The sequence below is a fragment of the Pseudomonas sp. SDO524_S393 genome (assembly GCF_054071875.1).
Map to the genome: position 1 here is coordinate 34,448 of NZ_JBSVVZ010000015.1, position 14,066 is coordinate 48,513.

General features: G+C 62.7%; 13 protein-coding genes. 4 read left to right on the plus strand and 9 right to left on the minus strand.

Annotation, left to right across the window (positions count from 1 at the left end; translation table 11 throughout):
• Nucleotides 1-90: 90 nt before the first annotated feature.
• On the minus strand, nt 91-978 hold the full coding sequence (locus tag ACW9IB_RS09145) for a LysR family transcriptional regulator (protein WP_457413323.1): 888 nt from the start codon (nt 976-978) through the stop codon (nt 91-93).
• 161 nt (nt 979-1,139) lie between these two features.
• Here ACW9IB_RS09145 and lysM point away from each other — a divergent pair, with 161 nt between their 5' ends.
• Nucleotides 1,140-1,580, plus strand: coding sequence for a peptidoglycan-binding protein LysM (lysM, locus tag ACW9IB_RS09150; protein ID WP_457413324.1), 441 nt, complete (start codon nt 1,140-1,142; stop codon nt 1,578-1,580).
• Between the two features lie 109 nt (nt 1,581-1,689).
• Here lysM and yrfG read toward each other — a convergent pair whose 3' ends face one another.
• A complete protein-coding gene (yrfG, locus tag ACW9IB_RS09155) occupies nt 1,690-2,352 on the minus strand; it encodes a GMP/IMP nucleotidase (protein ID WP_457413325.1) in 663 nt (220 codons plus the stop codon).
• Between the two features lie 87 nt (nt 2,353-2,439).
• Between yrfG and nudE the strand changes: the two genes are divergently transcribed.
• Nucleotides 2,440-3,006, plus strand: a complete 567-nt coding sequence (gene nudE / locus ACW9IB_RS09160; RefSeq protein WP_457366336.1) for an ADP compounds hydrolase NudE — start codon at nt 2,440-2,442, stop codon at nt 3,004-3,006.
• A complete protein-coding gene (cysQ, locus tag ACW9IB_RS09165; RefSeq protein WP_457413327.1) occupies nt 3,003-3,839 on the plus strand; it encodes a 3'(2'),5'-bisphosphate nucleotidase CysQ in 837 nt (278 codons plus the stop codon). The genes nudE and cysQ overlap by 4 nt, the downstream gene beginning before the upstream one ends.
• A 60-nt stretch (nt 3,840-3,899) precedes the next feature.
• Here cysQ and ACW9IB_RS09170 read toward each other — a convergent pair whose 3' ends face one another.
• From ACW9IB_RS09170 to rfbB, 7 genes are read right to left on the minus strand one after another with little or no spacing between them, the layout of a single operon-like run.
• Nucleotides 3,900-4,355: a YiiD C-terminal domain-containing protein gene (locus ACW9IB_RS09170; RefSeq protein WP_457366338.1), complete on the minus strand. Its 456-nt coding sequence runs from the start codon at nt 4,353-4,355 to the stop codon at nt 3,900-3,902.
• Nucleotides 4,352-5,749, minus strand: coding sequence for a sigma-54-dependent transcriptional regulator (locus ACW9IB_RS09175; RefSeq protein WP_457413328.1), 1,398 nt, complete (start codon nt 5,747-5,749; stop codon nt 4,352-4,354). The genes ACW9IB_RS09170 and ACW9IB_RS09175 overlap by 4 nt, the downstream gene beginning before the upstream one ends.
• The gene (locus ACW9IB_RS09180; protein WP_457366340.1) at nt 5,746-7,554 is read right to left on the minus strand and encodes a sensor histidine kinase; all 1,809 of its coding nucleotides are present in this window, start codon (nt 7,552-7,554) and stop codon (nt 5,746-5,748) included. The genes ACW9IB_RS09175 and ACW9IB_RS09180 overlap by 4 nt, the downstream gene beginning before the upstream one ends.
• Nucleotides 7,555-7,590: 36 nt before the next feature.
• Nucleotides 7,591-8,460: a dTDP-4-dehydrorhamnose reductase gene (rfbD, locus tag ACW9IB_RS09185; protein ID WP_457413329.1), complete on the minus strand. Its 870-nt coding sequence runs from the start codon at nt 8,458-8,460 to the stop codon at nt 7,591-7,593.
• Entirely contained in the window at nt 8,457-9,002 is a 546-nt protein-coding gene (rfbC, locus tag ACW9IB_RS09190) for a dTDP-4-dehydrorhamnose 3,5-epimerase (protein ID WP_457413330.1), read from the minus strand. The genes rfbD and rfbC overlap by 4 nt, the downstream gene beginning before the upstream one ends.
• Nucleotides 8,999-9,874: a glucose-1-phosphate thymidylyltransferase RfbA gene (gene rfbA / locus ACW9IB_RS09195; RefSeq protein WP_457413331.1), complete on the minus strand. Its 876-nt coding sequence runs from the start codon at nt 9,872-9,874 to the stop codon at nt 8,999-9,001. Before rfbA ends, rfbC begins: the two co-directional genes overlap by 4 nt.
• A complete protein-coding gene (rfbB, locus tag ACW9IB_RS09200) occupies nt 9,871-10,953 on the minus strand; it encodes a dTDP-glucose 4,6-dehydratase (RefSeq protein ID WP_457413332.1) in 1,083 nt (360 codons plus the stop codon). Before rfbB ends, rfbA begins: the two co-directional genes overlap by 4 nt.
• A 152-nt stretch (nt 10,954-11,105) precedes the next feature.
• On the opposite strand from rfbB, the gene ACW9IB_RS09205 reads away from it, so the two are divergent.
• A complete protein-coding gene (locus ACW9IB_RS09205) occupies nt 11,106-14,006 on the plus strand; it encodes an aminotransferase (RefSeq protein ID WP_457413334.1) in 2,901 nt (966 codons plus the stop codon).
• Nucleotides 14,007-14,066: the final 60 nt, after the last annotated feature.

Sequence of the window (14,066 nt, forward strand, 5' to 3'; positions counted from 1 at the left end):
TACCACCGACGGATTGATCAGTGTTTAGACTAGGCGCGACAAAGCGTCGCGTCTAATTGCCAGTACTGATCTACCGATAGATGACGTCGATCAAGACCCGTTTTGCGATTTCTGAAACAGCGCGAAACATGCCTCGGCCAACGCCGAGCGAGGCGCGCTGCGGCGCATGATGAGCCCCAGGCGCGCGAGGGTGTGGGCATCTTCGATAGGTTGCAGGCGCAAATGCTCGGTGAGTGCGTCAAGACCGCCGTCCAGTGGCATCACCGCGCAACACAGGCCGCCGTGCACAGCTTGTAACAACTGATGGACGGCATCGGTTTGCAGCAGGGGTTGTGGGTTGAGCCCGCGGCTATGGAAATTGTGGTCGATGGATTGGCGAAAATGCATGCCGCTGGTGAGCATGCCCAGCGGCAGTTCAATCAGGGCCTCCCAGCTGAGGGGCGTGTCGCCGAAGCTGAAGAACCGTTGGTCATACAACAGGCCCATGCGGGTTTCGCCCAAGGCCAGCGAGTCGAAGCGTTCATTGTCCAGGCGTTCCAGGTAAGACACGCCCAGGTCCAGGCGATTGCTCGCCAATTGCTCCAGGATCTGCTCCGAACTGAGCGCCGACAGCTCGAAGCGCAGGCTTGGGTGTTCCTTATGCAACTGTTGCATCAAGGCCAGCGGGTCAAAACTGGACAAGGGCACCACGCCCAGGCGCAAGGTCCCGACCAGGTTGCCCCGACAGGCGGCGGCTTCCGCCTGCAAGCCGTCATAGGCCGCCAACACCGTACGCGCCCAAGCCAGCACCCGCTCGCCGGGGGCGGTAAAACCTTCGAAGCGCTGGCCACGATTGACCAGCGGCAGGTCCAGTTCTTCTTCAAGGTTGCGAAGGCGCATCGACAGGGTCGGCTGGGTGATGTGGCAGCGCGCCGCCGCCTGGCCGAAGTGACGGGTCTCGTCCAGGGCGATGAGGAATTTCAGCTGTTTGATGTCCATCTTCGCTCCGAGCGTGTTTCAGTGGCGCAGGGATTCTAGCGCGTTTGGGCGCAGAGCCAGATTCTGTAGGGATTATCTGGTCATTGGTCGGGCTGGAACCCGGATATTAAGGGCTGGTCTAGTCTTGGGCATCTGGCACTTAAATCCAAGGAGAGCACACCATGAGTATTTTCAGTTTTGTAAAAGAGGCCGGCGAAAAGCTGATCGACCTTTTGACGCCCGGTAATGCCAACGCGAGTGAGCAGTTGAAAGAGCATGTGGCCAAAGTGGGGCTGGGCAATCCGAACGTGCACACCACGGTCGAGGGTGACAAGGTGACGGTGACCGGTGAAGTCGCCACCCAGGAAGAGAAAGAGAAGATTCTGCTGGCATTGGGCAATATCGCCGGCGTGGCCAGTGTGGATGACCAGACCACCTTAGCCGGGCCGGCGGCGGAAGCGGCCCGCTTCGTTGTGGTGAAAAAGGGCGACACCCTGAGTGCGATTGCCAAGGCCGAATACGGCGACGCTAACAAATACAACAAGATCTTCGAGGCCAACAAGCCATTATTGTCTCATCCGGACAAGATCTATCCAGGCCAGACGCTGCGTATTCCCAAGTAATACGAAGACCTGAGTGTGGGAGCGGGCTTGCTCGCGAATGCGGTGGATCAGTCACTCAATATATTGACTGACACCCTGCTTTCGCGAGCAAGCCCGCTCCCACTTTTGATTAGAGTCCGGCAATGAGATCTCGGTAGTCCTCAACTGCTTCGAATTCAGCTGTGTCCTTGGGCCCTTTCTTGCTGTCCGGTTCTCTTACCGCCAACAAATGCCCCACACCAAACGCCCGTGCACTGCGCAAAATCGGCAACGTGTCGTCGATAAACAGGCTGCGCGCCGGGTTAAAAGCGATGTCGGCTTGCAGGGCGTCCCAGAACTGCGGGTCTTCCTTGGCGAACCCGTAATCGTGGGAGCTGATCAACCGCTCGAAATACGGCGCCAGCTCAACGCGCTCCAACTTCAATGACAGCGAATCACGATGGGCGTTGGTGATCAGGATCACGCGCTTGCCGGCTTGCTTGATCGCCGCCAGAAACGTGTCCGCATCCGGGCGCAAGGCGATCAGGTGGGCGGTTTCCAGTTTGAGCTCACGTACCGGGATCGCCAGTTCCCGGCTCCAGAAGTCCAGGCAATACCATTGCAACTGTCCGGCGTTACGCTCGAACAGCGGCAGCAACTCCATTTCGGCCATGGCCCTGCTCACGCCGTGCAGTTCGGCGTAGCGCTGGGGCAGGTGTTCCATCCAGAAATGATTGTCGAAATGCAGGTCGAGCAGGGTGCCGTCCATGTCCAGCAGGACGGTGTCGATGGCGTGCCAGGGCAGAGAGGGCATGGCGGGTTCTCGTATAAGTAAAAATATCCGACACAGACAATCGGAAAAGCCACGGTATAGTAACCCGATCACGCCAAGGAGCCGTTTATGCGCCAGAAACCCACTGTCCTCGCCCGCGAAATCGTCGCCAGTAGCCGTTTGTTCCGCGTGGAGGAAGTGCAATTGCGCTTTTCCAATGGCGTTGAACGGACCTACGAGCGCCTGGTGGGCCGTGGTGCCGGTTACGGTGCGGTGATGATCGTGGCGATGATCGACGCAGACCACGCCGTATTGGTGGAGGAATACTGCGGCGGCACCGACGAATATGAGCTGTCCTTGCCCAAAGGCTTGATCGAGCCCGGTGAGGACGTGCTGGCGGCGGCCAACCGTGAACTCAAGGAAGAGGCGGGTTATGGCGCACGGCAGTTGGAACATATCACCGAGCTTTCGCTGTCACCCGGCTACATGAGCCAGAAGATCCAGGTGGTGCTGGCCACCGACCTCTATGAAGAACGCCTTGAAGGCGATGAGCCCGAGCCGATGCGTGTGGACAGGGTCAACCTGCGCGAGCTGTCGACGCTTGCGCAAAACGAGCAATTCAGCGAAGGCCGCGCACTGGCTGCGTTGTACCTGGTACGAGACCTGCTGACCCAGCGTGGAGCGTTTATCGCATGAGCGAACTGTTTTTAGGCCACCCGTTTATTGCCCCTGTCATCGAACTGGCGCGCCAGGCCGGGGAAGTCATCCTGCCTTACTGGCGTGCCGATGTGGCGGTGACCGCCAAGTCCGATGATTCGCCGGTCACGGCGGCGGACCTGGCGGCCCATCACTTGATCCTGGCCGGCCTGACCGCGCTGGACCCGAGCATTCCGGTACTGTCTGAAGAGGACGCCGATATCGACCAAAGCGTGCGGGCCGGTTGGCAGCGCTGGTGGCTGGTGGATCCGCTGGACGGCACCAAGGAGTTCATTTCCGGCAGCGAGGAGTTCACGGTCAATATCGCCTTGATCGAACAGGGGCATGTGGTGTTTGGCGTGGTGTCGATGCCCACCAGCGGGCGTTGCTATTTTGGCGGCGCGGGCCTGGGGGCGTGGCGCTCCGATGTGAACGAGGCGCCCAGGCAGATTCAGGTACGCGAGGCGCCGGCAGCGGGCGAGTCCTTTACCGTGGTGGCCAGCCGTCGCCATTCCAGCCCCGAGCAGGAGCGGTTACTGGACGGTTTGAGCGCGGGCCTGGGCGCGCTGAAGCTGGCGAATATCGGCAGTTCGTTGAAGTTCTGCCTGCTGGCCGAAGGCAGCGCCGATTGTTATCCGCGCCTGGCGCCGACTTCGCAATGGGACACCGCTGCTGCCCAAGGCGTGCTGGAGGGAGCAGGGGGCGAAGTGTTGGAGTTGAGCGGCGAGCCGTTCAGCTACCCGGCGCGGGCGTCGTTGTTGAACCCGTTCTTTTTGGCGTTGCCGGCCAAGGCTGCATGGCGTGAGCGGTTGTTGAACCTGGCCAGATCCTGAGGTCAGAGCAAACCCCCAGTGGGAGCAGCCAGCTCCCACTGGGGGTTTTTGTTTTGGCTTCTAGCGGTGCAGGACGTACTGGCCGGTAAACGCTACGGCATGCTCCTCACTGCCCTCATTCACAATCCAGGTCTCCAGCGTCAGCCGCGCACGACCATAACGCTTGTAGGTCGCCACAAAGCGCTTCCACACCTTCTCCTCCGGTGCCTGGCATAGCACCGTCGCATCGCGGGTGACGGGCAGCGGGTAGCTGATCTGGCCTTCCTGAATCACGATGTGCCCGTCTTCAATCCCTTCGTCGCGCAGTTGCAGGTGCAGCCAGCCCCACCCGGCCAGTACCGCGCCGCAATAGAGGCTGCCACCGAACATGGTGCTCTTGTGGTTGATATTGGCTTGCAGCGGCAACTGCAATTGCAGTTGGCCGTGCTGCCAGTCGCGCACCTTGAGGCCCATTTCCCGGGTGAGGGGGATGTCGTGGTGCAGGATGGATTCCAGGTAACGGCTGTCGCGGTTCATGGGCGCTCTTGGTCGTCGTCAGTGGTGTGGCTGGCGCTGTCGGCAAAGTTCAGGCCGTGCTTGCGCAGTTTGTCGTGCAGGGTCTTGCGCGGTACGCCCAGCGCTTCGGCAAGGCTGCGCAGGGAGCTGTGGGGGCGGGTCAGTTCGGCGGCGATCAGGCTTTTTTCGAACTGCTCCACCTGTTCGCTCAAACCACCCGGGGTGGAAGTCAGGACGGTTGCACCGGCATTGTCCGGCGAGCTGTCGAGCGCCAATTCCAGGCCCAGGGCAAAACGTTCGGCGGCGTTTTGCAGTTCACGCACATTGCCCGGCCAGCTGTGGCGCAGCAGCAAGGCGCGCTGACCCGGTTGCAGCTCATGCAGCGGCAGGCCGTGGCGGCTGCTGGCTTCGTCGGCGAAGTGCTGGAACAGCATCAGCGCGTCCTCACCGCGCTCGCGCAGCGGCGGTATGCGCAGCGGCGCGACGTTGAGGCGGTAATACAAGTCTGCACGGAAGCGGCCCTGATCGGCGGACTGACGCAGGTCTTCCTTGGTGGCCGCGACGATACGGATATCCAGCGGGATCAACTGATTGCCGCCCAGGCGTTCCACCACCCGCTCCTGCAACAGGCGCAGCAGCTTGACCTGTACATCCAGGCTCATGCTTTCGATTTCATCCAGAAACAGCGTGCCGCCGTTGGCGAACTCGAACTTGCCGATGCGCCGCTTCTGCGCGCCGGTAAACGCGCCGGGCTCGTGGCCGAACAATTCGCTCTCGACCACCGATTCGGCCAGTGCCCCGGCGTTGATCGCCACGAACGGGCCGCTGCGCCGGCTCGACAGATCGTGCAGCGCCCGGGCGACCACCTCTTTGCCGGCGCCGGTCTCGCCGAGGATCAGTACGTCGGCCTTGGTGGCGGCCAGGGCGCCGATCTGCTCGCGCAGACGCAGCATTTGCGGTGAGTGCCCCACCAGTCGCGTGCTCAGTTGCTGGCGGTCGCTGAGGGCCAGGCGCAGGCTGCGGTTGTCCAGCACCAGGCGACGCAAGGCCAGGGCGCGGCGCACGCTGTCGAGCAGGGCATCGCTGGCGAAGGGTTTTTCAAGGAAGTCATAGGCGCCGGCACGCATGGCCTGCACCGCCAGCGGCACATCGCCGTGGCCGGTGATGAGCAACACCGGCAGCTCGGGATCCTGGCCGTGCAGCTCGGCCAGCAATTCCAGGCCGTCCATGCCGGGCATGCGGATATCGCTGACCACCACCCCCGCCCAATCCCGTGACAGGCGCGCGGTGAGGCCGGCGGCTTCGCCCAGCGGCAGGACTTTCAGCCCGGCCAGGTCCAGGGTCTGGCACAGGGCCTGACGCAGGTGTGGATCGTCGTCGATCAACACCACCTGAATCTGGTTATCGATACTCATACACTGCGGTCCTCGGACGGTTGCAGACTGACGCCCGGCGAGCCGGCACGCAGTTTCAGGGTTAACAGTGCGCCGCCTTCCTTGTGGTTGGCGAACAGCAGTTCGCCGCCAAAGGCACGCATCAGGGTGTCACAAATCGCCAGCCCCAACCCCAGGCCCTGAGTGCGGGTCTTGGTGGTGTAGAACGGCTCGCTGGCACGTCCCAGGGCTTCCATGCAGAACCCCGGGCCGTTGTCGCGAATGTACAGGTTGACGCCCTGTTCGGTGGTTTGGGCACTCAACCAGAGTTTGCGCGGCGGGCCTTTTTCGGTGAGGGCGTCGAGGGCGTTGGCCAATAGATTGCCCAGTACCTGGCGCAGGCGGGTTTCACCGGCCTGTACCCACAACGTGGCTTCCGGCAAGTCGCGGATCAGCTCGACTTCCATCGAACGTCGACGCTTGGCCAGCAGCGCCAGTGCATCGTCCAGCGCCGGTTGCAAGGCGACGCTCTCCGGGGCATGACGGTCGCGCCGGGCGAATGCGCGCAGGTGGGCAATGATCGAGGCCATGCGGCCAGTCAGCTCGCTGATCAGCTTGAGGTTGCCACGGGCGTCGCCGGTGCGCTCGTGATCGAGCAGGATCTCGGCGTTTTCCGCGTAGCTGCGAATCGCCGCCAGTGGCTGGTTGAGTTCGTGGCTGATGCTCGCCGACATGGTGCCCAGCGCCGACAGCTTGCCCGCCTGCACCAGGTCGTCCTGGGCGCGCACCAGTTCTTGCTGCGCGTGTTCACGCTCCAGTACTTCCTGTTTGAGTCGCCGGTTGAGGCCTTCCAGGTCGCTGGTGCGTTCGACCACCCGCGCTTCCAGCTCGCGGCGCGCCTTGGCTTCGAACGCGATGCGCTCCAGGTAGTGCCGCCGGCGCTGCATCATCAGGCCCAGCAGCAACATCAGCACCAGCAGTGTCGCGCCACCCACCGCCACCACGGTGCGTACCGGGCGGCTGATCAACGAGCGAGGCGCCAGGATTTCCACGTTCCAGCCGGTCTCGGCGATGGCTGTGGATTGGCGCAACCAGGCCGTGGCGCTCAGGGCCAGTGGCTGCGGGTCGCGGGTCGGGTAAGGCTGGATGGCGATGATGGCCTGGCGTTCTTCGGTGGTCAGCGGTCGCGTGGCGCGGAAGCGCCATTGCGGGCGCGAGGTGAGGATCACCACGCCATTGTGGTCGGTGACCAGCAGCTGTTCCGGAGTGTTGCCCCACAGGCTTTCGGTGTGATCCAGGTCGACCTTGACCACCAGCACGCCGATGATCTTGTCGCCATCACGCACGGCGGCGGCGAAGAAGTAACCGCGCTTGGCCGAGGTGGTGCCCAGGCCGAAAAACCGCCCGAGGCGCCCGGCCATGGCTTCGCTGAAGTAAGGACGGAAGGAAAAATTGCGGCCGACGAAGCTGTCCTGTTTGTCCCAGTTGGAGGCGGCCAGCGTCTTGCCGGTGGTGTCCATCAGGTACATCACTTCCACCCCGGCCTGCGCCGCCACATCCTTGAGCAGCAGGTTGGCGCTGACCAGGTTGGTGCTGACTTGAGGCGCGTCGAGCGCGGTGCGCAGGGCGGGCAGATCGCCGAGGATCTGCGGCAGCACCTCATAGCGGTGCAGGGTGCCCAGCAGGTTGGCGACGTACAGGTCGAGGGTCTGGCGGTTCTGCCCGGCCAGTTCGTTGCGGTAATAGCGCTCGGCCAGATGCTCCAGCGGCCACAGCAGCGGCGCCAGGCACAGTGCCAACAGGGCGAGGCTGCGCCAGCGGGGTCTTCGCGGAAGGGATGGAGTCATGGGAGTCGTGCGCCTGTGGGTACAGGCGCATTATGCCTAGCGCTGCTGTGCAAGGCACTCGCGCAATGCGTCTTGCCACGGCGGCTGGCTGACCTGCCATTGCTGTTGCAGGCGGCTGCAATCGAGGCGCGAGTTCAGCGGGCGCCGCGCGGGCGTCGGGTAGGCGCTGGACGGGATCGCTTCCAGCTCGGCACACGCCTTGCCCTGGGCACGCAAGTGTTCGCCAATGGCCTGGGCAAAACCGAACCATGAGGTCTCGCCCCGGGCTGTGAGGTGGTACACGCCCCATTCGCCGGCTTTGCCAGCCTGCCAGCGCTCGACCAGCGCGCGGGTGCTGTGGGCAATGCTCCCGGCCCAGGTCGGCGCGCCGATCTGGTCGGCAACGATGCGCATGTGCGGTTTTTCCTGTAACAGACGTTGCATGGTCAACAGGAAGTTTTTGCCATGGAGCGAGTAGACCCAACTGGTGCGCAGGATCAGGTATTGGCCGCCGACTGCCGCAATCGCTTGTTCGCCGGCCAGCTTGCTCTGACCGTAGACACCCAGGGGGTTGGGGCTGTCGGCTTCGAGGTAGGGCGCAGGCTTGCTGCCGTCGAACACGTAGTCAGTGGAGTAGTGGATCAGCGGGATGCCCAGCGCCTTGGCCTCTTCGGCCAGCACGCCGGGGGCGATGGCGTTAATGGCAAACGCGGCGTCCGGTTCGCTTTCGGCCTGGTCCACCGCCGTGTGGGCTGCGGCGTTGATGATCAGGCCCGGGCGGTGGGCGCGCACCTGCCGGCGGATCTGGTCGGGGTTGGCCAGGTCGAGCTGGTCACGGCCCAGGACGATGAGTTCGCCCAGGCCCTGGAGGTGTTCTTGCAGCGCCCGGGAGACTTGGCCGTGTTGACCTGTGATGAGGATTTTCATGGGAACAGGTCGGCTTCCATCAAGTGCTTGCCGGCCTGATCCTTCGCGGACAACTGCGGCGGTTCTGTGAGTTCCCAATCGATCGCCAGCGTCGGGTCATTCCACAGAATGCTGCGCTCGGCGCTTGGCTGATAGTAATCAGTGGTTTTGTACAGGAATTCGGCGTGGTCGCTCAGCACCACGAACCCGTGGGCGAAGCCTTCCGGCACCCACAATTGGCGGCGGTTCTGCGCAGACAGCCGAACGCCCACCCACTGGCCGAAGTTCGGCGAGCTGCGACGGATGTCGACGGCCACGTCCAGCACTTCACCGGCGGTAACCCGCACCAGTTTGCCCTGGGTATGTTCAAGCTGGTAATGCAGGCCCCGCAGCACGCCTTTTTGCGAGCGCGAGTGGTTGTCCTGCACGAAATCACGCTTGAGCCCGGTGGCCTCTTCAAAGGCCCGGGCGTTGAAGCTTTCGTAAAAAAAACCGCGTTCGTCGCCGAAGACTTTGGGCTCCAGGATCAGGACGCCGGGCAACGAGGTTTGAACGACATTCACTTGTTCTCTCCCGCCAGCGAATACAGATATTGACCATAACCGGTCTTGCCAAAGTACTTGGCGCGCTCCAGCAGATGATCGCGGTCGATCCAGCCGTTTTCGTAGGCAATTTCTTCAAGGCACGCCACTTTCAGGCCCTGGCGGTGTTCGATGGTCTGCACATAGGTCGACGCTTCCAGCAGGCTGTCGTGGGTGCCGGTGTCGAGCCAGGCAAAGCCCCGGCCAAAGCGTTCCACGTGCAGGTCGCCGCGCTTGAGGTAGGCGTTGTTGACGTCGGTGATTTCCAGCTCGCCACGGGCCGACGGCTTGACCGCCTTGGCGATCCTGATCACATCGTTGTCGTAGAAATACAGGCCGGTCACCGCATAGGGCGATTTGGGCTTGGCCGGTTTTTCTTCGATGGACAGCGCGCGACCGTCCTTGTCGAAGTCGATCACGCCAAAGCGCTCCGGGTCCTTGACCCAGTAACCGAATACGGTCGCGCCCGAAGGGCGTTCAGCGGCGGCGCGCAGTTGGTCGCCGAAGTGTTGGCCGTGAAAGATGTTGTCGCCCAGGATCAGGCACACCGGGTCATCGCCGATAAACGCCTCACCGATCAGGAATGCCTGGGCCAGACCGTCCGGCGATGGCTGCTCGGCGTAGGTGAAGCGCACGCCGAACTGGCTGCCATCGCCCAACAGGTTGCGGTATTGCGGCAAGTCCACAGGCGTGGAAATCACCAGGATGTCCTTGATACCCGCCAGCATCAGCGCCGAGATCGGGTAATAGATCATCGGTTTGTCATACACCGGCAACAGCTGCTTGGACACACCCAGGGTAATAGGGTGCAAACGGGTGCCGGAACCGCCGGCCAGTACGATTCCCTTCATCATGCGATCAAGTCCTTTGGGTCGGTATTGCCGAGTCGTTCACCTTGATAACTGCCGTCCTGGACCCTGCGGCACCATTCCAGGTTATCGAGGTACCACTGCACGGTCTTGCGCAGGCCACTTTCGAAGGTTTCTTCGGGGACCCAGCCCAGTTCGCGTTCGATCTTGCCGGCATCGATCGCGTAACGCTGGTCGTGGCCCGGACGATCCTTGACGAAGGTGATCAGGTCGGTGAATTGCCCGACGCCGGCCGGACGCTTCGGCGCCAGTTCTTCCAGCAGGCCGCAGATGCCGCGCACCACGTCGATGTTCTTTTGCTCGTTGTGGCCGCCGATGTTGTAGGTCTCGCCCACCACGCCTTCAGTCACCACCTTGAGCAGCGCGCGGGCATGGTCTTCGACGAACAGCCAGTCGCGCACCTGCAAACCGTCACCGTAGACCGGCAGCGCCTTGCCTGCCAGGGCATTGAGGATCACCAGCGGAATGAGCTTTTCGGGGAAGTGGAACGGCCCGTAGTTATTCGAGCAATTGGTGAGCAACACCGGCAGCCCGTAGGTGCGATGCCAGGCGCGGACCAGATGGTCGGACGCGGCCTTGCTCGCCGAATAAGGTGAGCTGGGGGCATAGGGCGTGGTTTCGGTGAACAGGTCGTCCACACCGTGCAGGTCGCCATACACCTCATCGGTGGAGATGTGATGGAAGCGGAAAGCGCGGCGGGCCGGTTCGTCCAGCTTGAGCCAGTAGGCGCGGGTGGCCTCCAGCAGGCTGTAGGTGCCGACGATATTGGTCTGGATGAACGCCGACGGGCCGTCGATGGAGCGGTCGACATGGGACTCAGCGGCCAGGTGCATGATCGCGTGGGGCTCGAAGCGCGCCAGCACGGCGCTCACGGTGGCCTGGTCGATGATGTCGGCCTGCACGAACTCATAGCGGCTGTTGGACGCGATGCTGGTCAGCGATTCCAGGTTGCCGGCGTAGGTGAGTTTGTCCAGGTTGAGCACTTCGTGCTCGGTGTGTTGGATCAGGTGGCGGATCAGGGCGGAGCCGATAAATCCAGCGCCGCCAGTGATGAGAATGCGCATGTCGGAGGGCCTTTTCCTTAGACGGACATTGAGCGAATGAAGCATAGCTTGAGTTGTGAAACAGGTCGGTGCAAGCGCGGGATACGCAGGGGGTTGCTTAACCCCCCATAACAATGGCGATATAGACGCCTAAAAAAACAGAGGTCGTCACAATGCTGCTCGCCACGTTGATCCATCGCGCCAGTCTGCCTTGCCCCCAAGTAGGCCCCGACCAGGCGGCACGACTTCTCGAGCAGCACTACGGCCTGACTGGCACTTTGCAGTCATTGGGCAGCCAGCAAGACCTCAATTACAAGGTCGACAGTGCGCGCGGCGCGTTCGTTCTGAAAATCTGCCGGGGCGATTACGCGGTGGTGGAGTTGCAGGCCCAGCACGCAGCGCTCAACAGTCTGCAGGCGGTGCGGGTGCCCAAGGTCGTCAAGGCCTTGAACGGTGAGGAGTTGCTCACGGTCACGGTCGAGGACCAGACCCTGCACCTGCGGGTGCTGGACTATATCGACGGCCAACCCCTGACCCATCTGCCCCACCTGGGGCGCGAGGTAATCGCAGGTTTCGGCGAATTGTGTGGCCGGATGAGCCTGGCCCTGGCCGACTTTACCCACCCGGGCCTGGAGCGCACCTTGCAATGGGACCCGCGCTACGCCCGGGACCTGATCACCCACCTGCTGGCTACCCTGGAAAACCTGCCCCATCGTGCTGCGCTGGAGCAAGTGGCCGGGCAGGTCGAGGCCCGTTTGCAACCATGGGTCGACCATTTGCCCTGGCAGGCCGTGCACATGGACATCACCGATGACAACGTGGTGTGGCAGCGCGATGCCCAGCGCCAATGGCAGCTTCAGGGAGTGATCGATTTTGGCGACCTGGTGCACACCTGGCGCATTGCCGACCTGTCGGTGACCTGCGCGGCGTTGTTGCATCATGCCGAAGGCGACCCTTTTGCGATCCTGCCGGCGATCCAGGCCTTCCATGCGGTCAACCCCTTGCAACGCGCAGAGTTGCAGGCGTTGTGGCCGCTGATCGTCGCCCGTGCGGCGGTGCTGGTGCTCAGCAGCGAACAGCAGCAGCGCCTGGACCCGGATAACACTTACCTGCTGAAAAACGCCGCGCATGAGTGGGAAATCTTCCATGTGGCCACGTCGGTGCCCTTTGAGCTGATGGAAGCGGCGATCCTCGGCTGTGTGGGCGAAACCCTGGCACCGATAGCCAGCGAGGGATTTGCACCCTTGTTGCCGGGGCTGGTAGGGCGCGAGTTTGCGTTGATCGACCTGGGCGTACTCAGCCCGCATTTCGAGGCGGGTAACTGGGAACAGGAAGGCATCGATCAGCGTTTGTTACGGGACGCTGCGGCGATGCACGGCCTGGCGGCAAGTCGCTATGGGCAATACCGTTTGTCGCGCACCCGTCCTGACAGCGCCAGTGAGCCGGAGACGTTCCCCTTGCACGTTGAGTTGCACGTGCCCCAGGGCGCAGTGGTCGAGGCACCATTTGCCGGCACCGTGCACGTAGGGAGTACGGGCGAGCTGCGGGTGCACAGCCGCGAGGCGACGGTGCGTCTATGGGGCGTGTCGGCGTCTGTAAAAGCCGGCGCGGCGGTGCTTAAAGGGCAAGTGATCGGCGCGGTCGAGGGGCCGCTGACCGTGCAGCTGTGCCGCACGGATCTACCGGCGCCGCTCTTTTGCACACCCTCCCGTGCCGTGGCGTGGCAGGCGCTTTGCCCATCGCCTGCCGCGCTGCTGGGGCTGGCGTGTGACGCCGAACCGGAACTGGACCCCGAAGCCTTGCTGGCACGGCGCGACGCCAGCTTCGCCCGCTCGCAGAAGCATTATTACGTCGACCCGCCGCGCATCGAGCGCGGCTGGCGCAACCATCTGATTGATATGCAGGGCCGCTCCTACCTGGACATGCTCAATAACGTGGCGGTGCTGGGGCATGGCCATCCGCGCATGGCGGCGGTGGCGGCGCGGCAGTGGTCGCTGCTCAACACCAACTCGCGCTTTCACTACGCGGCGATTGCCGAGTTTTCCGAACGATTGCTGGCGCTGGCGCCCGACTCCATGGACCGCGTGTTCCTGGTCAACAGCGGCACCGAGGCCAATGACCTGGCGATCCGCCTGGCGTGGGCCTACAGCGGCGGCCGCGACATGTTGAGCGTGCTGGAGGCTTATCACGGTTGGTCGGTAGCGGCGGATGCGGTGTCCACCTCGATCGCCGACAACCCCCAGGCCCTGAGCAGCCGCCCGGACTGGGTGCACCCGGTGACTGCGCCGAATACCTATCGCGGTGAGTTCCGCGGGCCGGACAGCGCGCCGGATTATGTGCGCAGCGTGGAACACAACTTGGCGAAAATCGCCGCGAGCAAGCGTCAGTTGGCCGGTTTCATTTGCGAGCCGGTATACGGCAACGCCGGGGGCATCTCGCTGCCACCGGGCTATTTGCAGCAGGTGTACGGTCTGGTCCGCGCCCAGGGCGGTGTGTGCATCGCCGATGAAGTGCAGGTGGGTTATGGCCGCATGGGGCATTTCTTTTGGGGGTTCGAAGAACAAGGCGTGGTGCCGGATATCATCACCATGGCCAAGGGCATGGGCAATGGCCAGCCGTTGGGCGCGGTGATCACCCGCCGGGAAATCGCCGAGGCGCTGGAGGCCGAGGGGTATTTCTTCTCGTCGTCGGGGGGCAGCCCGGTGAGTTGCCGCATCGGCATGGCTGTGCTGGATGTCATGGAGGAAGAAAAACTGTGGGAAAACGCCCAAGTGGTGGGCGGGCATTTCAAGGCGCGTCTGCAAGCGCTGGTCGATCGACATCCGCTGGCGGGTGCGGTCCATGGTTCTGGCTTTTACCTGGGCCTGGAGCTGGTTCGCGACCGTAACACCCTGGAGCCGGCCACCGAAGAGACCGCGCGCTTGTGTGAGCGCCTGCGGGAGTTGGGCATTTTCATGCAGCCAACGGGTGACTACCTGAACATCCTCAAGATCAAGCCGCCGATGGTCACTTCACGGCGCAGCGTGGATTTCTTTGTCGACATGCTGTCGAAGGTGCTGGATGAGCAGCTCTGATTAATCGATTGTTATCGATTAAAATCTGTCACATTTATCTTTTATGATCTTTTGTTGCTT

Coding starts and splice junctions, on each gene's coding strand:
- rfbD (WP_457413329.1), bottom strand. CDS start 8,460: ATGAAAATCCTCATCACAGGTCAACACGGCCAAGTCTCCCGGGCGCTG.
- ACW9IB_RS09145 (WP_457413323.1), bottom strand. CDS start 978: ATGGACATCAAACAGCTGAAATTCCTCATCGCCCTGGACGAGACCCGT.
- cysQ (WP_457413327.1), top strand. CDS start 3,003: ATGAGCGAACTGTTTTTAGGCCACCCGTTTATTGCCCCTGTCATCGAA.
- ACW9IB_RS09205 (WP_457413334.1), top strand. CDS start 11,106: ATGCTGCTCGCCACGTTGATCCATCGCGCCAGTCTGCCTTGCCCCCAA.
- ACW9IB_RS09180 (WP_457366340.1), bottom strand. CDS start 7,554: ATGACTCCATCCCTTCCGCGAAGACCCCGCTGGCGCAGCCTCGCCCTG.
- ACW9IB_RS09175 (WP_457413328.1), bottom strand. CDS start 5,749: ATGAGTATCGATAACCAGATTCAGGTGGTGTTGATCGACGACGATCCA.
- nudE (WP_457366336.1), top strand. CDS start 2,440: ATGCGCCAGAAACCCACTGTCCTCGCCCGCGAAATCGTCGCCAGTAGC.
- lysM (WP_457413324.1), top strand. CDS start 1,140: ATGAGTATTTTCAGTTTTGTAAAAGAGGCCGGCGAAAAGCTGATCGAC.
- yrfG (WP_457413325.1), bottom strand. CDS start 2,352: ATGCCCTCTCTGCCCTGGCACGCCATCGACACCGTCCTGCTGGACATG.
- ACW9IB_RS09170 (WP_457366338.1), bottom strand. CDS start 4,355: ATGAACCGCGACAGCCGTTACCTGGAATCCATCCTGCACCACGACATC.
- rfbB (WP_457413332.1), bottom strand. CDS start 10,953: ATGCGCATTCTCATCACTGGCGGCGCTGGATTTATCGGCTCCGCCCTG.
- rfbA (WP_457413331.1), bottom strand. CDS start 9,874: ATGATGAAGGGAATCGTACTGGCCGGCGGTTCCGGCACCCGTTTGCAC.